Origin of the sequence: Streptomyces sp. NPDC057682 (assembly GCF_042799575.1) — a bacterium.
Taxonomy (GTDB): domain Bacteria; phylum Actinomycetota; class Actinomycetes; order Streptomycetales; family Streptomycetaceae; genus Streptomyces.
This window is the reverse complement of the sequence record NZ_JBHVIN010000010.1, coordinates 321,223-343,307: the sequence shown is the minus strand read 5'-3', so window position 1 is coordinate 343,307 and position 22,085 is coordinate 321,223. Positions and strand designations below refer to the sequence as shown.

The following is a 22,085-nucleotide window of genomic DNA, read 5'->3' as shown; positions in this document are numbered from 1 at the left end:
GCGGCGCCCCCCCCCCCCGGCTCCCCTGTCGCCGTGGGACCTGCCAGGCTCCGGTCCGTGGAGATTCTCGATGTACTGACCGGCATGGCGAAGACGGGCCGGCTGGGCCCGGTGTTCGCCGGGGCCCTGCCGCAGGGTCTCTCTCATCTGTGTGCAGACCTGGCGTGACGTGGTGGAACTCCCTGCGTCGGTTGCCGGTGGGACGGGCGTCGTTCCGGCGGGGCTGATGTACGCGGACGTCGTTTCCGCCTTGGACGGGGCGGGCTGTTCCTGGGAGCCCTATGCCGCGCTGACCTTCGGCGACCAGTGCTCGCTCACGGCGATCCGGTCGGGAGCGAACTTCACCTTCGAGATCCACGAGGGCGGGGAACCCGTTCTGAACGTCATGGGCCTGCCCGACGACGGACACGACTGCGTGGCGCGAAGCACCGTCAGCTCCACCGCCGACGTCTCGGCCGGCGCACTGGACCGGGAGCGCGCGGAGTGACCAGTTTTCTGACCCATCGGGGGCGCGTGCACGACGCCCGGTTGCCGCTCCATCGGCGGCACAGCGCGCTGCGCACGTGCCTCACCGTTTTCGCTCCCTACGGTTTGCGGGCGACCTACCACCACCTCACGCTCAGCGCCGCGATCCCCCGACGGCTGGAGGCGGACCCGGGCGCGCTGGAGCGGGCGGTGGAGGAGTTGCACGAGGCGCGGGTGCTGTGGCTGGTGCGGGCGGAGGCGTATGACGCGCAGCGTCGAGCGGAGAAGCGCGTCGGGCAGCGAGCCGTGCCGAACCCCCGGCCGTGGTGGCTGCGGAGCTGGTGGGACGGTCCGGAACGTGCGTGGTTCGACGACCCGTTCCGCCACCCGTCGCTGCGCCTGCCGGAATACGTCCGGCGGCAGAACTCGCTGCTCGACGGCGCCGATCCGGCCGGCTGCCCGGCGTGCGGGGACGAGGGGCCGCACGTGCTGAGTTCGACCGGGCACGGCTGGGTCGAGTGGTGCCGTGGCTGCGCCCGGGTGCTGACGCCGTGCCCGTGCGGCCGACGGCACCCGGTCGTACCGGATACCCCGTTCCGCTGGCACAGCATCTGGCGGCGGGCGCACATGAGCGATGACGGCATGCCGAATCCACACTGGCCTGCCGGCCGGACGGGCGGTCGGATGCGGCATGGCGAACGCTCGGGGAGCGGAGACTCCGCGCACCCCGCCTGACCGGACCCGGCCGTGCCGGCCCCGCGCACCACGGCTCCGGGGCGAAGGGACGGCTGGTGTCCTTACGCCGGGAGGGGCCTCGGTCCCGGGCTGGTGGCCGGTGCTTTCTGCTCCGGCAGGTGCGGGCCGCCGGCCAGGACGAGGCCCGTCTCGTAGGCGAGGATGACCAGTTGGGCGCGGTCGCGGACGCCGAGTTTGGCGATGGCGCGGGTGACGTGGGTCTTGGCGGTGAGCGGGCTGATGACGAGCTGTGCGGCGATCTGGTCGTTGGACAGGCCGGTGGCGATGAGGCGGGTGACCTCGCGTTCCCGCGCGGTGAGAACGGCGAGTCGTCCGGCGGTGTCGGTGGGGGTGGCGGGGCGGTGCGCGAACTGTTCGATCACGCGTCGGGTCGCGCCCGGTGAGAGGAGGGCGTCGCCGGCCGCCACCGCGCGGACGGCCTGGCGCAGGTCGTCCGGTTCGGTCTCTTTGGTGAGGAAGCCGCTCGCGCCCGCGCGCAGGGCCGCGAAGACGTACTCGTCGGTCTCGAAGGTGGTGAGGACGATGACGCGGCAGTCCGCCAGTTCGGGTTCGCCGACGATCGTCCGGGTGGCCGTGAGGCCGTCCGTTCCGGGCATGCGGATGTCCATGAGGACGACGTCGGGGCGGAGGGCGCGGGCCGCGCGGACCGCCTCGTCACCGGTGCCCGCCTCGCCGACGACCCTGATGTCCTCGGCGCGGGCGAGGAGGCTGCCGAACCCCGCGCGTACCAGGGCCTGGTCGTCGGCGAGGAGCACCTTGATCGTCATGGGCGGAAGCCTGGCACAGGGATGGCGGCGCGCACGAGCCACCCGTCGCCCTTTGTGCGCGGTCCGGCGGAGAAGTCCCCGCCGAGCGCGCGGACCCGTTCGTCCATTCCTCGTATCCCGTGCCCGGCCGGTGCGGCTGGATGCGCGGAGGCGCGGCCGTCGTCGGTGACGTGTATCTCCACCCGGCCGTCGCCGCACCGGATGGCGACCTCGGCGCGTGAGGCCTCCGCGTGGCGGGCGGTATTGGTGAGGGCTTCCTGGACGATGCGGTGGACGGCGAGGGAGACCGGTGCGGGGACGGTGGTGAGGTCGCCCGCCGTGTCCAGGCGGACGTCCAGGTCCGTGGAGCGCATGCGGTCGACGAGCGCGGCGATCTCGGCGATGCCGGCCGTGGGTTCCGCCGGGCGGTCCTCTCCCGGCGCGCGCAGCACATGGACGAGGGCGCGGAGGTCCCGAAGGGCCTCGGTGCGGACCTGTTGCGCGGTGGAGAGGGCGTCGCGTGCCTCGTCCGGGGAGTCGTCCAGGGCCTCGGCCGCGACCCTGAGCTGGAGCCCGACGACGGTGAGGGTGTGTCCGACGACGTCGTGGAGTTCCCGGGCGATGTCCAGGCGGGCCTCCGCGATCCGCCGACCGGCCTCCAGGTCCCGTTCCCGTGCCGCCCGCAGCAGGCGCTCGTCGAGTTCGGCGCGCCAGCGGAGGCGGTTGCGGTGGGCGGTGGCGGCGGCGAGGAGCACCGCGAGCCAGAGGGCCTCGGGGCCCAGGGAGCCGAGGGCCTCGCGCGCGGTGGCGCCGCCGGCGCTCGTCTCCCAGGCCGCGGCGAAGGCCAGTTCCGCCAGGCCTACGCCGACCGCCCAGGGCAGGCCGGGCCGGCCGGGCCGGTCGTCGGCGGCCAGGGTGGCGTACGCGGCGGAGGCCGGCCACACCCAGCCGGCATCGGTGAGTCCGCTGGTGCGGAACACGATGACGGCCTGCACGCCGAGCAGCAGCACGACGAGCGGACGGCGGCGGCGTGCCAGGAGCAGAGCGCCCAGCCAGAGGGCGAGCGGCAGGGTTCCCGCGGCGTCCAGTCGGCCGCCGAGCCGAACGGTGCCGGCCAGGACGGCGACGGTGGTCCCGGCGGCGAGGAGCCCGTCGACGAGCCGGGCCGTGCGGGGGGTGGCGGGAGTGCGGCCGGCGGCGGGGAACCCGTTGCCGAGCCGGGCCGTGCGCGTGCCGACAGCGGTCCCGGCGGCGCGAAGCCCGTCGACGAGCCGGGCCATGCGCGGTATGCCGGGGATACGGACGGTGGGTCGGTCCATGCGCCGATCATGCACGACGGTCCCGCTCCCGCTCGGGGCGGGCACCCGTCACCGTCAGTGCGAGTGCCACCCATCCGAAGTCCACGGCGAGCACGAGGCGTTCGGCGAGACCCACGAGCGTGGGGGCGCCGCCCAGGCCGAGCGACGGACCGCCGTCCATCACGTCGACGAGGAAGACCGCGAGTGCCAGCGTGGAGGTGGCCGACGCCACGGTCAGGGTGTTCAGGGCCGTGCGCAGGGCGGGGCGCCGGGCCATGAGTGTCCGGCGGAGCAGCACGGCGGCGGCCGGCAGGGCCGCGAAGGCGAGGAAGGCGGCGTTTCCGTGGACGAGTTCGGAGAGGGAGGGCCGGCTCCAGCTGCCGGGAGGGTCCGCGGGGAAGACGGCCGCGACCAGGATGCCCGCCGTCCACACCGCGAGCACGGCCCGGCCCGCACGCCGGGTTCGGCCTCCCAGCCGTGCCACGAGGACGGCGGAGGCGGCTGCGACGGCCAGCAGGGCCGCCGGGACGAGCCAGCCGGCCGTGCCGTGCACGTACCGGCTGAGCGTCTCGCTCACCAGGTCGTATTCCGGGTTGAGCGTCTCCACCACGGCCATGGCCAGGGCCCCGACGCCGATCAGGGTGAGCGGGGCGCGTGCCCCCGCGGCCGGAGTCGTGTGCGTCGCCGTCATGCCGTCCTCCTGGGTGTCGTTCCGGTGATCCAGAACCTACGGAGGGGGCGGGGGCGGCCGCGTCGTCCCGATGCCGACACCCTGTCGTACACCGACCGGTGTCGTCGTCCGGCCCGGCTGCACCGTTCGGTGTACGGACCCGGGCCGGGCGGGGCCTTGCCGTGCCGACCGGCCTGCCTGCCGGGCCGTGCCGGGTGCGGGACGTGCGGGATCAGCTCCCGGCTTCAGTTCACCGCCTGCTTCACGAGCGTGGCGATCCGCGCTTCGACCTCGTGCGTCACCTCGGTGAGAGCGAAGCCGGTCGCCCACATGGTGCCTTCGTCCAGTGCCGCCTGGTCGCTGAACCCGAGTGTCGCGTAGCGGGCCTTGAACTTCTCCGCGCTCTGGAAGAAGCAGACGACCTTGCCGTCCCGTGCATAGGCGGGCATCCCGTACCAGAGCTTGGGCGCGAGGGCGGGAGCGTGGGCCGTGATGACGGCGTGGACGCGCTCGGCCATGATCCGGTCCGGCTCCTGCATCTCGGCGATCCTGGCGAGCACGTCCCGCACGGCCTCCGCGGCCTTGTCGGCGCGCGAACCACGGCGCCCCGCCGTCCTGAGCTCCTGGGCGCGGCTCTTCATCGCGGCCCGCTCCTCGGCCGTGAACTCCTCGTGCCCGCTGCCGACGGTACTGCTCATGGCGCATCTCCTTCTTGAGGATCTTGGTGCCAGATCCTGGACGCAGGGGCGGCGGCGTACCGCCACCCGTCTCTATCGGCACGTTGCGTGCCGATAAGGGAATCTCGCAGGTGGCCCCGGCATTGTCAACGGCACGCCTCGTGCCGTTAAGGTGAGGGCATGGCCGCTACCCCGTCCACGCCGAGACGCCGAGGCGCCGCACGCACCGAAGAGCTGTTGCAGGTGACACTCGATCTCGCCGCGGAAGTCGGCTACGCGGGCCTGAACATCGAGACGATCGCCCGCCGGGCCGAGGTCGGGAAGCACACGGTCTACCGGCGCTGGCCGTCCATGCCGGCCCTGCTGCTCGACGCGCTCAGCCGGGTGTGGACCAGCGACCTGGACTACCGGGACACGGGCGATGTCCGCGCGGACCTGCGCGAACAGTTCCTCCGCTCGGGGCAGGCCCTGTCGAGCCCGCCGATCGGCCCCGTCTACCGTGCGCTCATCGCCGAGGCGCAGTCCGATCCCGCCCTGCGGGCGACCCTGCACGAACGCTTCCTCACCACCGTCGAGCGGAGCACCCTCGACCGGATCGTCCGCGCCCAGCACACCGGCGAGCTGATCGGAGACGTAGATCTGGAGCCCGCCGCCGAAGTGCTGTGCGGCGCGCTGTACTACCGCAGCCTCCTGTCGACCCGCCCCATCGACGAGAACGCGGTCGACGGCCTCCTCGACATGTTCATGGCCGCGTACGCGACCACCGGCCCGCCCCTCCGGAATCCCGCGGCCACTGCGGAGCGGTGACAAACGGCAGCGGCCGGCGCGTGCTACCGGTTCCGGGCGGGAGCGGGACCGCGGGTGTCCGGCACGGTGACCATCGGGCGGTAGGTGGCGATGTCCTGGGGTTCGCCGACGGGCCGGCCCTCGGCCTCGACCCAGGCGTGGGCGCCGAACGGGGAGGTGCGTACGCCGCTGCACCAGGTGGGCCAGTGGCCGCGCATCCGGCACAGCAGGGCGGTGGCCAGGGAGCGGGGAAGGCAGTAGCGGCCCGCGCAGAGGGTGCTGACGGCGGTAACGTCCCGCCGTGCGCGCAGCGCCTCGTCGTAGCGGGCGGGCCTGGCTCCTCGCCGGGCGAGGGTCAGTACGGTACGGAGCCGGCGGGGCGGGAGGTGGGCGAGGAGGCGGGCGGCGGCGACGGCGGTGCGGGTGGTGAGCCGGGTGCCGAATCCGGGCCGGGTGCCGTCGGTGTCCAGGATCTGGCTCATGAGGCGGTCACCAGTTTCGCCTTCACCAGATGGGCGACCAGCGCCGTGACGTCGGCGGTGGCGCGTTCGGGCGTGACCGGGCGGGTGGCGACGAGCCGTTCGGCGGCCTGTTCGGGCGTGGCGCCGTCCAGCAGCGCCTGCACCACGAGGGCGCCGGTGCCGTTCAGTTGCCAGTAGCGCCCGGCGCGTTCGTCGAGCAGGACCATGCTGTCACCCGTGGCGCAGGCGGTGACATCAGTGCGCAGTCGGTGCACTGTTCTTCTCCCTCGTGGTGTCGGGGGTGTCCGGGGTGTCCTGGTGCTCCAGGCTGCGCAGCCACGCCTCCACGCCGAGCGTGGTCTCGAACTCCGCGATCCCGCCGATCAGCAGTTGGGGCGCGTGCAGGGCGCGGCGCAGCGCGTCCTCGTCGGCCAGTCCCGCGGCGACCAGGCGGGAGTCCTCGGCCCAGGCCGCGAGCGTGTGGCGGTTGCGGCGCAGGCCGTTGTGCCATTCGTGGCCGAAGTGGTCCTTGGTGGTGCGGCGCAGGATCGTGTCGGGGACGAGGCCGTGCATGGCGGTGGCGAGCAGCGGCTTGTAGGACCAGGGGCCGGCGGCTTCGTGCGGGCGGGCGGCGAGCGCGGCGGCGATCACGGCGTCGTCGCAGAAGGGGCTGTGGTAGGGCAGTCCGGCGAGCTGCCCGGCGTGGGCCAGGGGGCCGGCGAGGCGGCCGCCACGTTGGGCGGAGGCGATCCAGGAGTGCCGCCCGCGTTCCCGGTGCAGCGGCTCGGCGGCGTCCCGGGCCGCCGCGAGCAGGCGCTCACGGCACAGCTCCACGGTCTGCTCGCTCGCCCAGGCGGGAAGGCGGGGGCGCAGTCCCCAGCGCAGGTCGTCCCCCGCCGCGGGCGTACGCAGCAGGTCCGCGGATTCGGTGAGCCAGGCGGCGTACGGGCTGCGGTCGAGCAGCGCCCGGACGGTCGCTCCGAGGGGGCGGCGGTGGCGTGCGCGCCACCCGGCGGCGTGACGCAGACCGGCGGCGGGTGACCGCCGCAGGAGCCCGTGCACGTAGGAGGGCTGGGACTGGATGACCTGGTCCCCGCCGAATCCGGACAGGCGCAGCCGGGCGCCGCGCGTCCGCATCCGCTCGGCCAGGTAGTGCTGTTCCACGCGGGTACGCACGAGCGCGGAGGGTTCGTCGCCCAGGTCCACGGGCTCGTCCAGGCCGCTGAACTGGGCGGGCACATCGGCCGGTTCGAAGATCAGATGCTCGCTCAGGGGAAGGTGCCCGGCGGCCCGGGTGGCGTAGAGGCGGTCCTCGTTGGTCGAGGCGCCCGCGTCCAGGGTGATGGTGACCAGCCGGGCGCCCGCCTGTGCGGCCAGGAAGCACAGGGAGGTCGAGTCCATGCCCCCGGACAGGTCCGCGCCCACCACCTCGTCCGGCCGGACGCGTACGGCGACGGCCTGTTCGAGTGCGTCCCGGAGTCCGGCCGCGGCCTCGTCCAGGGGAAGTTCGCCCGTCGGCGGCGTCCACCAGCGCCGGGTGCGGGCCTCGCCGCCCGGCAGCAGCTCCAGGGCGGTGCCGGGCTGTACGGCGTGCACGCCGCGCCACAGCGCTCCCCAGCCCAGGGGGTGGGGAACGGTGTCGCCGGTGAGCCGCAGCGCCAGCTGCGCGGTGTCCGGCTCGGCGTCGGTGAGCCGGGCGAGCACACGGGACCGGTCGGCGCAGATCGTGGCACCGTCGGCCTGGGCCCGGTACATCCTGCGCTGTCCGGAGAAGCTGCCCCGTACGTACGTGTGGCCCGCGACGGACGCGAGGACGTGGAAGCTGCCGCGGAGGTCCGACAGCACCGGTTCGATGTGGGGGGTGTCGGTGATCCTGTGTGCTCGCGCGGCCAGTTCGGCGGGTGCGAGGGAGCAGGTGCCGACGACGGCCAGACGTACGTCGCCGACGGCGCAGTCGTTCAGGTCCTCGTCCAAGCCGCAGCCGACCAGCCAGGGTCGGCCGGAGGCGTGCGACACGGTCCGGGGCACGGCCGGTCCGGCGAGGTTCCGCAGACGGGCGAGGAGACCGGGTGGGAGATCCCGGTCGGGAAGGACAACGAACCAGCGGGCCGGTGTGGCGCCCATCGGCCTCTCCAGGGTGGGAACGAGTGGACAGTGCGGCGGCTCGGCACGACGGTGCCGGCCCCGCGTCCTCGCGGACGGGGCCGGCACCGTCGGGTCCGTCAGAGCCAGAGGCCGACCGGGAAGTCAGGCCAGTCCCCGAACTCGCCCTGGGTCAGCTCGGCGTACTGGCCGACCTCGGCCAGCATCGGCGGCTCGTAGACCTCCGCGGTCTCCAGGCTCTTCGACTCTTCCTGCACGGCAATCACCTCCTGTCACAACGGAGACGGAACCTCCGAATCCGTTTGCAAGCTAGCGACCCGGTGCACGACGCAGCCAGCCACACCGAAACAAACCACCCACAGGAGGGGCATGCAGGTCAACGCAGTGACGTACGTCCGTATGTGTGTCACTGGCCCGCCGACCCCGCGCGCGGGGCTCCGGATGCACAGATCCACTACCGGTGACTGTGAGTCACGTCGTCACCAGTTCCTCGACCGCCCGGGCGACGAGGTCGGCCTGGAGGTCGCGGCCGGTGCGGTTCGGGTGCACGAACCAGGGCAGGCGAGCCAGTCCGAGCTTCGCCTCGGACAGCTCCAGCATCGCTCCGATGCCCCGCTGCTCCCCGTCGCACGCGGTATGGGTGCCGGAGTGGTCGTAGATGTCGACGAAGGCGGCCCCGGCGGCCCGCGCTTCGCTGTCCATCAGGTCGTTGAGGGGTTTCTGGACCTCCTTGTCCAGGAACTTCAGGGCCTCCTGGTTGATGTCGGCCAGCGGCTTCCTGAAACCGCCCGGGATGGCGGCGAGGCACTTGGTGGTGTCCTCGGGGATGATCCTGGGGTAGCCCACCAGCACGGTCGTCGCGTCCGGGGACTGTGCGCGGATCTCGGCGAACATCCGGCGCAGGTCCGTACGGACCGTCGTGAACCGGTCCCGGAGCCAGGCCGCCCCGTCACCGTTCTCGAAGAAGTCGGCGCACTCGGAGGCGGGCGAGTTCCGGTCCACCGGCTGCACGGGCAGCAGCGCCCCCGCCAGGCCCCGCAGCTGACGCGAACACTGCTTCATCATGGGGGCGAAGCCCACCGTGTTGCCGCCCAGACTGCCCACCACCAGCTGGGTGTCCGGCCGCAGGGCCTCCTTCTGCGGTTCGGCGACCGCGTCACCGAGAAGCTCCTGGGGCGTCCAGACGTGGTGGATCTCCGCGGCTCCGCAGGACACGTCCGCCTGGACATCGAGCGGAACGCCTTCGGCGGCGAGCAGTCCGGTGGCCACGGCGGGGTAGTTGTCGACGGCCCGGAAGCATCCGGAGGGGGCTGTCGTGGGAGCGATGCCGAAGTTGGCGGTGTAGGAGTCGCCGATGAACACGGTACGGACGGCCGGAGCGGATGCCGCTGGGGTCCCGGCGGCGGGGGTCATGGCGGAGACGCCGGTTCCCAGGGCCGCGCACACGGCGACGATGACGGACTTTCGCACGGGATTCCTTCCCAAGGGGTGCTGGAGCGGGCAGAGTTGCGGCGCCTCGCGGTGCGCACCGATCCCGGACCGGCGCGTTTGGTGCCGGGTGTCCGCGTCTCTGCCCGCTCGTGACAGTGGCAGAGACCCGTCCCGGCCGGCCGGGACGGATCGGCAATGTCACCCGCCAGGGGGCACCCGGAGCCCGTTTCTCACACGACTGGTGCACGCGGCTACCCACCGCCGTCCCCGGTCCGGGGGCGGTGCCCACGATGGTTCCGGTGCGGGTGACCGGGGCGGTGTCGGCGGTGACGCTCCGGGCGATGCCGAAGTCCAGGACCTTCACCGTGCCGTCCCGGGCCACCCTGACGTTGGCCGGTTTGATGTCCGGACGTCGCTCAGCGGGTGACCGTGGACGAACTCCATGACCAGGTACGGGGTGGGGTCGCCGCCGCGTACGGGTTCCTCGCCGATGCCGTGGATCGCGATCACATTGCGGTGGTTGACGAGGGCAGGGCACGGCTCACGCGGACAAGGTGCCCCCGACGGCAGTCGGCAGGATGCGGCCCGGTCGTGGGGGGCGTTTGCGTGGTGGCCGCGTCGTGGGGACGATGAGCGGCATGACGTATTGAAGAGCGCCCGGCGGGCGGGAACGCTGGCTCAAGACCGGACGCTGGGAGGCGGTTCCGGGCGGCGGGTGGGTCTGTGCGGAGTGCGGGGCGGGGGTCCGCTCGTATCAGTACCGGCTGTATCCGCCGGGGTCGGCCCGGTTCGAGCGGTGCGTGGGGTTCGTGTGGTGCTCCGGGTGCCGGGTCTACTCCGGATCGATGGTGAGTGTGCCGGGGGAACGGGTCCTGGTGGACGCGCTGGCGTCGCTGGCGCCCGAGCGGCGGGAGCGGCTGGAGCGCAGCGAATACCGGCTGATCGCCTATCTGGACGGGTGGGTCTCCCCCTGAGCCGGGCCCGGGGGAGACCTCGCCTGCGGCGCGGGCCGTCGGTCAGGGGGCCAGGGTGCGGGCGGTGAAGGCGTCCACGCCGTCGACGACGGCTTCGCAACGGGGGGAGCGGAAGAGGTCGAAGTTGTGCTGGGCGCCGGGGAGTTCGGCGTAGACGACGGGGTTGCGGGAGGTGCGGCGCAGCTCGGCGGCGAAGTGCCGGGCGCCTTCCACGGTGCCCAGGGCGTCGTTGGTGCCGTGGGCGATGAAGAAGGGGGGTGCGTCGGGGTTGATGTAGCCCTGGGGCTGCATGGGCGGGGCGGGCTCGTCGGGCGGGGTGCCGAAGTAGTGGCCGTAGAAGCCGTAGAAGCAGATGGCCCCGGTGACGGTGGTGTCGGACGATTCGAAGCCGGGCTGGAACCTCGGGTCGTTCGGGGTGAGGGCGCAGAGGCCGGCCATGTTGGCTCCGGCGGAGCTGCCCGCGACGAAGAGCCGGGCCGGGTCGGCGCCGTACTGCGCGCCCTGCTCGCGCATCCAGGCGATGACCTTCTTGGCGTCGATCTGGTGGCCGGGGAACGTCGTCTCGGGGCGCAGGCGGTAGTTGGCGCTGACGCAGACCCAGCCCTGGGAGGCGAGGCGCTGGAGCAGGGGGCGTGCCTCGCGGCTCTTGGCTCCGCGGGAGTACTGGCCGCCGTGGAAGTAGACCAGGACCGGGGCGTTCTGCGGGGTGTCCCGGCGGTGGTAGAGGTCCAGGAGGTTGCGGCGGCCGGCGTCGCCGTAGCTGAGGTTGCGGACGACGCGCACGTCGCGCCGCGCCATGTACGCCGGCGTCAGCAGGATGCGGGCCCAGGGGCGGTGGCGGCGCAGGGGGGTGGTGACGTGGTCGCGCCAGTCGGCGCCCAGGCCCTCGTCGAGGGCGCGGGCGACGGGGCGGTCCGCCCGGGTTCCCAGCCAGAAGGAGTACGCGAGGGCGAGCGAGGTGAGGGCGGCGACGGCGACGGTCACGCGGGCACCGGTGGATCCCAGGTCCCCCTGGCCGGCGGCCAGGGCCGTGGACGCCGCCAGGAAGTAGATGCCGAAGTGGGGCACCTCGTTGATGATCATGCCGAACAAGAAGCTCATTCCCGCGAGTCGGCGGGGCCGGCGCGGTGCGACGACGGCGAAGAACGCGCACCAGGCGATGAGCACAGTCGTCGCTAAGTATCCCAGAGGCATGGTGATCACCGTACCCGCGTCAACTCTGGGAAACTCCCTGGCCCTTCCTCCCTTAGCGTGGCCCGCGTCATGGAGGTGACAACACATGGCTCTGGCGTCCATCTTTGGTACGAATCTGTTCCGGTACGAGCCGGGCGGGGTGATTGATTTCTACGACCAGTACGCGGCGGTGCGCGAGTCGTTCGCGCAGGCCTCGGCGTGGACCGGGCTCGACGTCGAGGCCCTGGTGCGGCAGAACGGGGACTACGACGACGAGGTCCGGCGGCGGGCGGTGTCGATCGGGCTGGCGGCCGCGCAGCTGGGCATCCAGGACGTGCTCGCCGAGAAGGGGCTGCGCCCGCACATGGCGGGCGGGATGAGCCTGGGCGGCATGGTGAGTTCGTGCGTGGCCGGGGCGTGCGAGCGGCAGGAGCTGATGGGGCTGCTGATCCGCGGCGAGCTGCGTCCGCCGCAGGAGGAGCCCGCGGCCGGGGAGACGGTGCGGGCGGAAGGCATCGCCTCGGCGTATCTCGGCGCGGACGACGATCCGGAGGAGGTGTGCGCGGCGCACGAGGGCGTCTTCGTGGCCTGCGACTTCGGATGGGACGCGGAGCGCAGACTGCGGATCGTGATGCTGAGCGGCTACCGGGACGCGCTGGAGAAGCTGAGCGCGGACTCGGGCGGGATGATCACGGTCACCGAGGGTGCGGACGTGGCGGAGCACTGTCCGTTGCGGGCCTCGGCCCAGGCGGTGACCCGGGACTACATCGCGACGATGCCGTTCACCGATCCCGTCCTGCCGCTGTGCTCGGCTCTGGAGCAGCGCACGCTGACCGGGGCCGGTGAGGTGCGGGACATGTTCACGGACAATGTCGTCGCGCCGATCAGCGTGGTGCACCTGGTGCGGGAGATGGAGCACCATGGGGCGCGGCTGGGGCTGGTCGTGGGGCCGTCGCCGATTCTGAGCGCGCTGCACTACCCGTTCCCGGTGGTCTTCGTGGACACCCCGGAGGCGGTGCCGAAGGCGGTCGCGGCGGTGTTCGAGCACGGGGTGCCGCTGCGGCGCTAGGGCCGGGATCAGGGCACGGAACGGGCGCGGTGGCGGTCAGTCGGCCACCGCGCCCAGCCATTCCCGCACGGCGTGGGCGGTGGTCGCGGCGTGCTTCTCCATCAGGGTGAAGTGGTCGCCGGGGACGTCGAGGGTGGTGTGCGCGGTCTTCCACTCGGTGCGCCAGTCGCCGTCGGCGAGTGCGGGCGCGAGGGGTTCGGTGGCCCGTACGAGGAGGACGGGGGTCTCCAGCGGTTCGGGGTCCGCCTGGGCGAAGAGGTCGCCGTACCAGCTCATGGCGGTGAGCCGGATGAAGTCCAGCCGGGCGAAGGGGCTCTGGCGGGCGTGGAGTCCTTCGACGAGTGCCTCGCGGAACGCGGGAGCGGTGGGTGAGGACTCCAGGGCGGCCGGGGGGTAGGTGTCGAGGAGGACGACGGCGGCCGGGGGTGTGCCGGCGGCTTCGAGGAGTCCGGCGGCGGTGTGGGCGATGACGCCGCCGGAGGAGGAGCCGACGAGGACGAACGGGGCTCCGCCGGCGCAGCGCAGGGCCTGTTCGGCCTGGGCCTCGGCGAGTTCGCGCCTGGTGGGCGGGAGCGGGGCGTCCGGTTCGAATCCGGGGTTGGGCAGTGCCCATACGGGGTGGTGCCCGCGCAGGGGCGCGGCGAAGCGGGTGTACTCGTGGGGGCCGCCGAGGGCCACGTGCGAGCTGACGCAGATCAGTGCGGGTGCGGTGCCGCTGGTGGCGAGCGCGACGGGTTCGACGGGGGCGGTGCCGCGGGGGCGGAGGCGGGCCGCGCTGCGCAGCAGGGCGAAGCCCTCGTCGGTACGGCCGTCCGCGCAGGCCCGGCGGAAGAGGTCGGCGACGGGGTCGGGGCGGGCGTCTGGGTCCTCGGGGACGGTCGCGTCCGGGGCGGTGCCGTCGGCGGTGTCGTCGAGGCGTTCGGCGAGGTGGCCGGCGAGCGCGTCGGCGGTGGGGTGCTCGAAGACGAGGGCGGTGGGCAGGCGCAGGGCGGTGGCCCCGGCGAGCCGGTTGCGCAGTTCCACGGCGGTCAGGGAGTCGAATCCGGCTTCGGTCAGGGTCTGGGTGGGGGTGACGGATTCGGGCCCGGGGAAGCCGAGGACGGCGGCGACCTCCTGGCGGACCAGGTCGACGAGGGCGCGGTGGCGTTCGTCCGGGGTGCGGCCGGCGAGGCGGCTGCGCAGAGTCGCCCCGTCGGTGGCGGAGGCGGTGGTGCGGCGGGCCGGGCCGCGTACCAGTCCGCGCAGCAGGGGCGTACGGGTGGAGCGCAGCCGGGTGGTGTCGAAGCGGGCGGCGATCAGCAGGCCGTCGTCGTGGCTGCCGGACAGGGCGAGTGCGGCGTCGAACAGGGCGGCGCCCTGTTCGGGGGTGAGCGGGCGTCCGGCGCCGGAGGCGAGCCGGGCGCGGTCGGCGGCGGCCAGATCGGCGGCGAGTCCCGGTCCGTCGTCGGGCTGTTCCCACAGGCCCCAGGCAATCGAGAGGCCGGGCAGGCCCTGGGCGCGGCGCTGCCGCATGGTGGCGTCGAGGAAGGCGTTGGCGGCGGCGTAGTTGGCCTGTCCGGCTCCACCGAGGACGCCCGCGAGGGAGGAGAAGGCGATGAAGGGGACCGCCTCGTCGCCCCGGGCGCGCAGGAGTTCGGTGAGGTGGACCAGGGCGTCGGCCTTGGGCCGCAGTGCCGCGGTCAGCTGCTCGGGGGTGAGCGAGGTGATCACGCCGTCGTCGAGGACGCCGGCGGCGTGGATCACGGCGGCGAGGGGCCGGTCGACGCGGTCCAGGAGCGCGGCGAGGGCGGCGCGGTCGGAGACGTCGCAGGCGACGGCCGTCACTTCGGCGCCGTGGGCGGCGAGTTCGTCCGGCAGTCCGCCCGCCGCTCCCCCACGGGCGGCCAGGACGATGTGCCGGACGCCGTGCGCGTGGACGAGGTGGCGGGTGATGACCTGGCCGATCATGCCGGTGCCGCCGGTGATCAGGACGGTGCCCTCGGGGTCGAGTACGGGTGGCTGCGCGGTGGGGGCGCCTGCCGCCGCCCGGGTCAGGAGGGGGGTGAGGACGGTGCCGTCGCGCAGGGCGAACTGCTCCTCGGCGGGTCCGGCGGCGGTCATGGCGGCGGCCAGGAGCCGCAGTTCGGCGGTCGTGTCGTCTGCGGGGTCGGTGTCGAGGTCGGCCAGGACGATGCGGCCGGGGTGCTCGGACTGGGCGGAGCGGACCAGCCCCCAAACGGCGGCGTGCACCGGGTCGGTGACCTCGCCAGCGCCGGTGCCGACGGCCGCGCCCCGGGTGGTGAGGACGAGGCGCGCGGGGGCGAGGGCGTCCTCGGCCAGCCACTCCCGGACGAGGCGCAGCGCCTGCGCGGTGGCGTGGTGCACCGCGTCGGCCCCGGCGGTGTGCGGGGCGGGCGGGCACGGCAGGAGTACGTAGTCCGGTACGGGTGCGCCCTCGGCCACGGCGGCGGCGAGGGCCGCCGGGTCCACGTGGGTGTTCCCGGGCGTGCCGGGCACTACGGGGGCCGGGTCCGCACCGATGCCCTCGGGTGTGCTGGGCGCGGCGGCGGCGAGGGCCGCCGGGTCCGCGGAGGTGTTCCCGGATGTGCCGGCCACGGCGGCCGGGTCCGCACCGATGTCCTCGGGTGTGCTGGGCGCGGCGGCGGCCGGGGCGGCCGGGTCCGCACCGTTGCCCTCGGGCGCGGCGGGGCTCAGGACCGCCCAGCGGTGTGCGGGCTCGGTGGGGGCCGGGAGGGGCAGGGGGTTCCAGGTCACGCGCAGGAGGGCGTCGCGGACGAGGGCGGCGTGGGCGGTGTGCGGGGCGGCCGGGCGGGTTTCGAGCGCGCCGATCGTGACCACGGGGGCGCCGGAGGGGTCGGTGGCGTGGAGGGCGACCTCGCCGCCGGTGCCGTGCCGCAGGGTGACCCGTACGGTGGTGGCGCCGTTGCCGTACAGGCGAACCCCGCTCCAGGCGAACGGCAGGCGCAGCGGTCCGTCGGCCGCGTCCACGACATCGGGGTGGAGGCAGGCGTCGAGGAGCGCCGGGTGGATGCCGAATCCCCGGTCGCGGCCCGCCTCCTCGGGCAGGGTGATCTCGGCGAAGGTCTCGGGTCCCCGCCGCCAGGCGGCGCGCAGTCCCTGGAACGCGGGGCCGTAGCCGAGGCCGCCGTCCGCGAGGTGGTCGTACACCCCGTCCAGGTCGACGGGTTCGGCGCCGGGGGGCGGCCAGGCCTCCGGGGTGGTGGCGGGGGCGCCGGCCGGGGACGTGGTGAGGTGGCCGGTGGCGTGCCGGGTCCAGACGGGGTCGTCGTCGGGGGTGCCGGGGGCGGTCTCGCAGGCGTGGACGGTGACGGGGCGGCGGCCGGTGGCGTCGGGTTCGGCGACCCGGACCTGGACGCGGACCTCGGCGGTGCCGGTCTCGGGCAGCACGAGGGGGGTCTCGATGACGAGGTCGTCGAGGACGTCGGTGCCGGTCTCGGCGCCCGCGCGCAGGGCGAGTTCGACGAAGCCGGTGCCGGGGAAGAGGACGGCGCCGCCCACGACGTGGTCGGCCAGCCAGGGCCGGATACGGGGCGAGAGGACTCCGGTGAGGACGGTGGCGTCGCCGTCGGCGAGGCGGAGGACGGCGCCGAGCAGCGGGTGGTCCGCCGGGTGCTGGCCCCAGGCGGCGGGGTCGGCGGTGAGCGGTCCGGCGTCCAGCCAGTAGCGCTCGCGCTGGAAGGGGTAGGTGGGCAGGTCGACGGGGCGGGGGCGGTGCTCCCGGAACGCGGCGGTCCAGTCGGCGTCCACGCCCCGGACCCAGGCTTCGGCGAGGCTGGTCAGGAAGCGGCCGGGGCCGCCGTCCCGGCGGCGCAGCGAGCCGGTCACCACGGCCGTCCCGGGGGCGAGGTCGGTGACGGCGGCGGTGAGGACCGGGTGCGAGGAGACCTCGACGAACGCGGTGTGCCCCTGGTCGGCGAGGCGCCGGACGGCGTCGGCGAAGCGTACGGGGCTGCGCAGGTTGCGCAGCCAGTAGGAGCCGTCCATGGTCTGCGGGTCGGCCGGTTCGCCGGTGACCGTGGACATCATGGGGACGGTGCCCCGGCGGGGGGTGAGGCCGGCGAGGTCGGTGGTGAGGCGGTCGGCGAGGGCGTCCATGGCCGGGGAGTGGGAGGCGTAGTCGACGGCGATGCGCCGGGCGCGTACGCCCTGTTCACCGCACCGGGTCAGGAGGGCGTCGACGGCGTCCGGGGTGCCGGAGACGACGACCTGGGCGGGGCCGTTGACGGCGGCGACGGACACGCCGTCGGTGAGGAGTTCCTCGACACGGGCGGCGGGCAGGGTCACCGAGGCCATGGCGCCGGGGCCGGCGAGTTCGGCGATGGCGCGGCTGCGGAGGCAGACGATCCGGGCGGCGTCGCGCAGCGAGAGGACTCCGGCGACGCAGGCGGCGGCGATCTCGCCCTGGGAGTGGCCGACGACAGCGGCCGGTTCCACGCCGAAGGTGCTCCAGAGCCGGGCGAGCGCGACCATGACGGCGAAGGACGCGGGCTGGACGACGTCGACGCGGTCCAGCGGCGGTGCGCCGGGCGTTTCGCGCAGGACGTCGGTGAGCGACCAGTCGACGAACTCCGACAGGGCGCTTTCGCATTCGGCGAGGCGGGCGGCGAACTCCGGTGAGGAGTCGGCCAGTTCCGTGCCCATGCCGGCCCATTGCGCGCCCTGGCCGGGGAAGACGAACACGGGCCGGGTGCTGCCGGCCGGGTCCGCGACGCCCTCCACGAGCTGGTCGGCGCTCTCGCCCGCGGCCAGCCGGCGCAGGGTGGCGGTGTGGTCGCCGAGGACGACGGCGCGGTGGTCGAAGCGCGCACGGCCGACCGCCAGCGCCCGGCCCACATCGGCCGGGGCGGCGTCGTCGGCGGCGGGCGAGGCCGCGAGGGCGGCGGCCTGGGCGCGCAGGGCGGGGCCGGTGCGCGCCGACAGCGTCCAGGGGGCGGGGCCGTGGGCGGCGTGCGGCTCTTCCACGGGATCCCCGGGTGCCTGTTCCAGGATCAGGTGCGCGTCGGTGCCTCCGGCGCCGAATCCGGAGACGCCGGCGGACTCCTCCACGGGATCCTCGGGTGCCTGTTCCAGGATCAGGTGCGCGTTGGTGCCGCTGGCGCCGAATCCGGAGACGCCGGCGCGGCGCGGGCGGTCGCCGGGGGCGGTCCAGGGCCGGGCGGCGGTGAGGAGTTCGACCGTGCCGGCGGACCAGTCCACGAGCGGGGACGGCTCGTCGATGTGCAGCGTTGCGGGGAGCGTCCCGTGGTCCATGGCCATCACCATTTTGATGACGCCGGCGACTCCGGCGGCGGCCTGGGCGTGCCCGATGTTGGATTTGACAGTGCCCAGCCACAGCGGGTGGCCTTCGGGGCGGTCCTGGCCGTACGTGGCGATGAGGGCCTGGGCCTCGATGGGGTCGCCGAGCCGGGTGGCGGTGCCGTGGGCCTCGACGGCGTCGACGTCCTGCGGGGTGAGGGCGGCGTCGGCCAGGGCCTGGCGGATGACGCGCTGCTGGGCGGGGCCGGAGGGGGCGGTCAGTCCGTTGGACGCGCCGTCCTGGTTGACGGCGGAGCCCTTGATGACGGCCCGGACGCGGTGGCCGTGGCGGCGGGCGTCCGAGAGCCGTTCCAGCAGGAGCAGTCCGACGCCTTCGCCGAAGGTCGTCCCGTCGGCGGCGGCGGAGAAGGGGCTGCACCGGCCGCTGACGGACAGGGCCTGCTGGCGGCCGAACTCGATGAACGGGGACGGCGTGGACATCACCGTCACCCCGCCGGCCAGCGCCATCGTGCACTCGCCGTCCCGGAGCGACCGGGTGGCCAGGTGCAGGGCCACGAGCGAGGAGGAGCAGGCGGTGTCCACGGTCATCGCGGGGCCTTCGAGCCCGAGGGTGTACGCGATGCGGCCGGCGGCGACACTGCCCGCGCTGCCGTTGCCGAGGTAGCCCTCCAGGCCTTCGGGGGCCGGGCGGCCGAGCAGCCGCGCCCCGTACTCCCCGGCCATGGCGCCGGCGAAGACGCCGGTGCGGGTGCCCTTGAGGGAGGTCGGGGCGATGCCCGCGCGTTCGCAGGCCTCCCAGGCGCATTCCAGCAGCAGCCGCTGCTGGGGGTCCATGGCCAGGGCCTCGCGGGGGCTGATGCCGAAGAAGGCGGGGTCGAAGAGGTCGGCCCCGTCGAGGAATCCCCCGGTGCGGGCGTAGCCGGCGTCCGCCTGCCGCTCCCCGGTGCCGGCCGGTGCCCAGCCCCGGTCCTCGGGGTAGGGGCCGACGGCGTCCGTCCCCTCGGTCACGAGCCGCCACAGCTCCTCGGGGGAGGTGACGCCGCCGGGGAAGCGGCAGGCGATGCCGACGATCGCGATGTCGTCCGCGGAGGGGTCGCCGTCCGGTTCCGTGCCGTCGGGCACCGCCGGTACGGGGGCGGTGCCGGCCAGTTCCGCGCCGAGGCGGGCGGCGACGGCCGCCGGGGTCGGGCAGTCGTAGACGAGGGTCGCGGGGAGCCGGAGTCCGGTGGCGGCGGCGAACCGGTCGCGCATGCGCACGGCCATCACCGAGTCGAAGCCCAGCTCGCGGAACGCGGCGTCGGCGAGGACGGCGGCGGGCTGTCCGAGCAGGGCGCCGACCTCGCGTCTGACCAGGTCGAGGAGCAGGTCCTCGCGGATCCCGGCCGGGGCGTCCGCCAGGCGCCTCGCCCAGGCCCCGGCGTCGTCCCCGGTCTCCTCCGGGGCGGGGCCGTCGTCCGGGCGCGAGAGCACCAGCCGTCCCGGGACGCCCGCCAGGGCCGGGCGCATGACCTTGCCCAGGGCGGTGCGCGGGAGCCGGTCCACCTCCCACACCTCGTGGGGGACCTTGTAGTACGACAGCCGGGCGCGGCAGGCGTCGATGAGTCCGGCGGCGTCGAAGCCCTCGGGGCCGGGCACGACGTAGGCGGCCGGGATCTCGCCGAGCAGCGGGTGGGGCCGTCCGGCGACGGCGACCTCCGCGACGCCGGGCAGCGGGGCGATGGCCGCCTCGACCTCGCCGGGGTGGATGTTCTCGCCGCCGCGGATGATGAGTTCCTTGACGCGGCCGGTGATGGTGAGGAAGCCGGCGTCGTCGACGCGGGCCAGGTCGCCGGTGCGGTAGCGGCCGTCGCGGAGGACGGCGGCGGTGGCCTCGGGGTGGTTGTGGTAGCCGAGCATGACGGCGGGGCTCTCGACCCAGACCTCGCCCTCGGCGCCGGGGGGCACGGGGCGGCCGGTGGTGGTGTCGAGCAGGTGGAGGGTGAGTCCGGGGACGGCCGGTCCGCAGGAGCCGGGGACGCGGGGTCCGGTGGGGGCGTTGGAGGCGATGGGGCCGCCGGTCTCGGTGGAGCCGTAGCTGTCCAGCAGCCGGATGCCGAAGGTGTCCTCGAAGTCCTGGTGGAGTCCGGCGGGGCAGGCGGCGCCGGCGACCATGGCGACCCGGGGGCCGGGGGTGCCGAGCCCGCCGTCCGCGGCGGCCCGCAGGAGCTGCTGGTAGACGGTGGGGACGGCGCAGAAGAACGTGGTGGCGTCCTCGCGCAGGGCGGCGGCGATGTCGTCGGCGGACAGTCCGTCGACGATGTGGGCGGTGGCGCCGACGGCGACGACGCCGAGCACGCACAGGTTGTGCGCCACGGTGTGCGAGAGCGGCAGCGGCCACAGGACCCGGTCGCTCTCGTCCAGGCCGAGTACGGGGGCGTAGCAGGCGGCCACGCCCCACAGGGCCATCCGGTGGGTGGAGAGCACGCCCTTGGGTTTTCCGGTGGTGCCGGAGGTGTAGAGCATCCAGGCGGTGTCGTCGAGTGCGGCGTCGTCCCGGGCGGGCCGGGGCGGTTCGCTGTCGGCGAGGGTGTCGAACAGCACGGTGCCGGGGGGCGGCGGGCCGTCCCCGGTGACGACGACGCGGAGCCCCGGGTGCCGTCCGGCGAGGCGCTGGACCTGGTCCAGGTGGTGGGGGTCGGTGATGAGGACCACGGCACCGCTGTCGGAGAGCAGGTGTTCCAGTTCCTCGTCGGTGGCGTGCGGGTTGAGCGGGGCGCCGACGCCGGCGGCGCGGGCGATCGCGAGATAGCTCTCCACGGCTTCGACGCGGTTGCCGAGCAGCAGCGCGGCGGTCTCGCCGCGGCCCAGGCCCAGGTGGGCGAGGTGGCCGGCGAGGCGGCGGGTGCGCAGGTCGAGTGCGTCGTAGCCGACGGACCGCCACGCGTCACGGAACGCGGTCTTCCCGCCGAGCCGTTCGGCGTGGGCCGGCAGCAGTTCGTGAAGGGGCCTGATGAGCTCGGTGCGCAGCATCCCGCCGCCCCCGCCTTTCTTTCACTGTTCCATGGGTCGGGCGGGCTCAGTAAAGGCCTTCGGGCATCTCCGAACTGACGCGGAGCGGCTGGACGTTGGCGACGCCGTCGCACGGCCATGCCTCGGGGGTCCGGTAGCGGACGGCCTGGTCGCGTTCGAGGATGTTCGGCAGGAACAGGTCCTCGTGGAGGACGGTGAGCCGTACCCGCCCCACCTCGTCGTAGTCGACGACGCGGCCGGGGTCGGTCCGGTCGACGACGGTCATGGTGATGTGGGGGTAGTTGGGCACGTAGGGGAGGGTGTCGCCGCCGTCGGGCGTGGGCAGTCCGTTGGCGCAGCCGAGGGTGTTGCCGTACGTGGTGGCGATGATGCCGCCGGGCATGGCCTCGGCGAAGCGGCGGTAGGCGTCGGAGGTGAGCTGGGTGCCGCCGAGGTAGACGCCGGAGAGCCGGGCCATGAGCTCGGGGCGGCGGTTGATCAGGGCGTGCACGGTGGCGGGGGTGGAGCGCAGGTAGTCGACGGGCACGGTTTCGAGGATGTCGGTGATCTGCTCGATGACGTGGTCGACGTACTCCTCCATCTCCAGCAGCCGGCCGGAGCGGATGAGCGTCTTGATCCAGCGGGTGTCGAGGTCGACGGAGTAGACGGCGGCCCCGCACATGTCGGCGAGGTAGTCCGCCTCCTCGCCCACGATGTGGGGGCCGGAGGGGCAGGCGTCGATCCAGGTGGCGCCGGGGCGGAAGCCCGCCGTGCGGGAGCCGTGGAGGCGCCAGGCGGCCCAGTGGGTCTCCATGGCGTCGGTGTAGAGGATGCGCGAGGGCCGGCCGGTGGTGCCGCCGGACTCCCAGACGCGGCCGGCGAGCGGGCGGGCGACGGCGCCGGGGACGAGGTCGACCGGGTCGATGTCCCGCAGGACGGCGAGGTCGAAGTGGCCGAAGGCGGCCAGGTCGTCGTATCCGGCGAGGCCGAGGGGGTCGAAGTCCAGCTCCGTACGGCGCTTGAGCCAGTAGGGGGAGCCGTGTTCGGGGTCGAAGTGGCGGCGCAGCACGCGCCGTGTCCACTCGTCCAGGTCCTGTGCCAGCCAGCCATCGGTCAGCGACCGCGACTCCTGCGTACTCATCGTCACCGACATGACGGCAGTATCGGCGGGGACCTGATAGGGGATCCCCTAGTGCGGGCGCCCGGGGTGA

Annotated in this window: 17 protein-coding genes; 5 read left to right on the top strand and 12 right to left on the bottom strand. The window is 74.2% G+C overall.

Going from position 1 to position 22,085, the window contains the following annotated elements:
* Positions 1-151 precede the first annotated feature (151 nt).
* On the top strand, positions 152-487 hold the full coding sequence (locus ACFVDM_RS20640) for a hypothetical protein (protein WP_383641676.1): 336 nt from the start codon (positions 152-154) through the stop codon (positions 485-487).
* Positions 484-1,200 carry a hypothetical protein gene (locus ACFVDM_RS20635; RefSeq protein WP_383641673.1) on the top strand — a complete coding sequence of 239 codons (717 nt, stop codon included), beginning with the start codon at positions 484-486 and terminating at the stop codon, positions 1,198-1,200. The genes ACFVDM_RS20640 and ACFVDM_RS20635 overlap by 4 nt, the downstream gene beginning before the upstream one ends.
* Before the next feature lie 62 nt (positions 1,201-1,262).
* Here the strand turns inward: ACFVDM_RS20635 and ACFVDM_RS20630 are convergent, their stop codons facing one another.
* From ACFVDM_RS20630 to ACFVDM_RS20615, 4 genes are all read right to left on the bottom strand, one after another.
* A complete protein-coding gene (locus tag ACFVDM_RS20630) occupies positions 1,263-1,988 on the bottom strand; it encodes a response regulator (protein WP_383641670.1) in 726 nt (241 codons plus the stop codon).
* Complete coding sequence (locus ACFVDM_RS20625; RefSeq protein ID WP_383641668.1) at positions 1,985-3,286, bottom strand: sensor histidine kinase; 1,302 nt, start codon at positions 3,284-3,286, stop codon at positions 1,985-1,987. Before ACFVDM_RS20625 ends, ACFVDM_RS20630 begins: the two co-directional genes overlap by 4 nt.
* A 7-nt stretch (positions 3,287-3,293) precedes the next feature.
* A complete protein-coding gene (locus ACFVDM_RS20620; RefSeq protein WP_383641665.1) occupies positions 3,294-3,956 on the bottom strand; it encodes a DUF998 domain-containing protein in 663 nt (220 codons plus the stop codon).
* A gap of 224 nt (positions 3,957-4,180) precedes the next feature.
* Complete coding sequence (locus ACFVDM_RS20615) at positions 4,181-4,633, bottom strand: iron chaperone (protein WP_383641663.1); 453 nt, start codon at positions 4,631-4,633, stop codon at positions 4,181-4,183.
* A gap of 159 nt (positions 4,634-4,792) precedes the next feature.
* Here ACFVDM_RS20615 and ACFVDM_RS20610 point away from each other — a divergent pair, with 159 nt between their 5' ends.
* Positions 4,793-5,419: a TetR/AcrR family transcriptional regulator gene (locus ACFVDM_RS20610; protein WP_383641660.1), complete on the top strand. Its 627-nt coding sequence runs from the start codon at positions 4,793-4,795 to the stop codon at positions 5,417-5,419.
* A gap of 23 nt (positions 5,420-5,442) precedes the next feature.
* Here the strand turns inward: ACFVDM_RS20610 and ACFVDM_RS20605 are convergent, their stop codons facing one another.
* From ACFVDM_RS20605 to ACFVDM_RS20585, 5 genes are all read right to left on the bottom strand, one after another.
* Positions 5,443-5,880: a lasso peptide biosynthesis B2 protein gene (locus tag ACFVDM_RS20605; RefSeq protein WP_383641658.1), complete on the bottom strand. Its 438-nt coding sequence runs from the start codon at positions 5,878-5,880 to the stop codon at positions 5,443-5,445.
* On the bottom strand, positions 5,877-6,134 hold the full coding sequence (locus ACFVDM_RS20600; RefSeq protein ID WP_383641655.1) for a lasso peptide biosynthesis PqqD family chaperone: 258 nt from the start codon (positions 6,132-6,134) through the stop codon (positions 5,877-5,879). Before ACFVDM_RS20600 ends, ACFVDM_RS20605 begins: the two co-directional genes overlap by 4 nt.
* Positions 6,115-7,983: an asparagine synthase-related protein gene (locus tag ACFVDM_RS20595; protein WP_383641652.1), complete on the bottom strand. Its 1,869-nt coding sequence runs from the start codon at positions 7,981-7,983 to the stop codon at positions 6,115-6,117. Before ACFVDM_RS20595 ends, ACFVDM_RS20600 begins: the two co-directional genes overlap by 20 nt.
* 98 nt (positions 7,984-8,081) lie before the next feature.
* The gene (locus ACFVDM_RS20590) at positions 8,082-8,219 is read right to left on the bottom strand and encodes a lasso RiPP family leader peptide-containing protein (RefSeq protein WP_383641649.1); all 138 of its coding nucleotides are present in this window, start codon (positions 8,217-8,219) and stop codon (positions 8,082-8,084) included.
* Between the two features lie 214 nt (positions 8,220-8,433).
* Positions 8,434-9,432 carry an SGNH/GDSL hydrolase family protein gene (locus ACFVDM_RS20585; RefSeq protein ID WP_383641646.1) on the bottom strand — a complete coding sequence of 333 codons (999 nt, stop codon included), beginning with the start codon at positions 9,430-9,432 and terminating at the stop codon, positions 8,434-8,436.
* Between the two features lie 806 nt (positions 9,433-10,238).
* Between ACFVDM_RS20585 and ACFVDM_RS20580 the strand changes: the two genes are divergently transcribed.
* Positions 10,239-10,367: a hypothetical protein gene (locus tag ACFVDM_RS20580; protein ID WP_383641643.1), complete on the top strand. Its 129-nt coding sequence runs from the start codon at positions 10,239-10,241 to the stop codon at positions 10,365-10,367.
* 42 nt (positions 10,368-10,409) lie between these two features.
* Here the strand turns inward: ACFVDM_RS20580 and ACFVDM_RS20575 are convergent, their stop codons facing one another.
* A complete protein-coding gene (locus ACFVDM_RS20575) occupies positions 10,410-11,561 on the bottom strand; it encodes an alpha/beta hydrolase fold domain-containing protein (RefSeq protein WP_383641640.1) in 1,152 nt (383 codons plus the stop codon).
* Between the two features lie 85 nt (positions 11,562-11,646).
* Between ACFVDM_RS20575 and ACFVDM_RS20570 the strand changes: the two genes are divergently transcribed.
* Positions 11,647-12,609: an ACP S-malonyltransferase gene (locus ACFVDM_RS20570; RefSeq protein WP_383641637.1), complete on the top strand. Its 963-nt coding sequence runs from the start codon at positions 11,647-11,649 to the stop codon at positions 12,607-12,609.
* 36 nt (positions 12,610-12,645) lie between these two features.
* Here the strand turns inward: ACFVDM_RS20570 and ACFVDM_RS20565 are convergent, their stop codons facing one another.
* Positions 12,646-20,895 (bottom strand): type I polyketide synthase, encoded by an 8,250-nt coding sequence (locus ACFVDM_RS20565; protein WP_383641634.1) that lies wholly within the window; start codon positions 20,893-20,895, stop codon positions 12,646-12,648.
* A 46-nt stretch (positions 20,896-20,941) separates the two neighbouring features.
* Positions 20,942-22,027 (bottom strand): arylcarboxylate reductase, encoded by a 1,086-nt coding sequence (locus ACFVDM_RS20560; RefSeq protein ID WP_383641631.1) that lies wholly within the window; start codon positions 22,025-22,027, stop codon positions 20,942-20,944.
* Positions 22,028-22,085: the final 58 nt, after the last annotated feature.

Coding starts and splice junctions, on each gene's coding strand:
- ACFVDM_RS20595 (WP_383641652.1), bottom strand. CDS start 7,983: ATGGGCGCCACACCGGCCCGCTGGTTCGTTGTCCTTCCCGACCGGGAT.
- ACFVDM_RS20575 (WP_383641640.1), bottom strand. CDS start 11,561: ATGCCTCTGGGATACTTAGCGACGACTGTGCTCATCGCCTGGTGCGCG.
- ACFVDM_RS20565 (WP_383641634.1), bottom strand. CDS start 20,895: ATGCTGCGCACCGAGCTCATCAGGCCCCTTCACGAACTGCTGCCGGCC.
- ACFVDM_RS20630 (WP_383641670.1), bottom strand. CDS start 1,988: ATGACGATCAAGGTGCTCCTCGCCGACGACCAGGCCCTGGTACGCGCG.
- ACFVDM_RS20620 (WP_383641665.1), bottom strand. CDS start 3,956: ATGACGGCGACGCACACGACTCCGGCCGCGGGGGCACGCGCCCCGCTC.
- ACFVDM_RS20625 (WP_383641668.1), bottom strand. CDS start 3,286: ATGGACCGACCCACCGTCCGTATCCCCGGCATACCGCGCATGGCCCGG.
- ACFVDM_RS20615 (WP_383641663.1), bottom strand. CDS start 4,633: ATGAGCAGTACCGTCGGCAGCGGGCACGAGGAGTTCACGGCCGAGGAG.
- ACFVDM_RS20580 (WP_383641643.1), top strand. CDS start 10,239: ATGGTGAGTGTGCCGGGGGAACGGGTCCTGGTGGACGCGCTGGCGTCG.
- ACFVDM_RS20570 (WP_383641637.1), top strand. CDS start 11,647: ATGGCTCTGGCGTCCATCTTTGGTACGAATCTGTTCCGGTACGAGCCG.
- ACFVDM_RS20605 (WP_383641658.1), bottom strand. CDS start 5,880: ATGAGCCAGATCCTGGACACCGACGGCACCCGGCCCGGATTCGGCACC.
- ACFVDM_RS20560 (WP_383641631.1), bottom strand. CDS start 22,027: ATGTCGGTGACGATGAGTACGCAGGAGTCGCGGTCGCTGACCGATGGC.
- ACFVDM_RS20610 (WP_383641660.1), top strand. CDS start 4,793: ATGGCCGCTACCCCGTCCACGCCGAGACGCCGAGGCGCCGCACGCACC.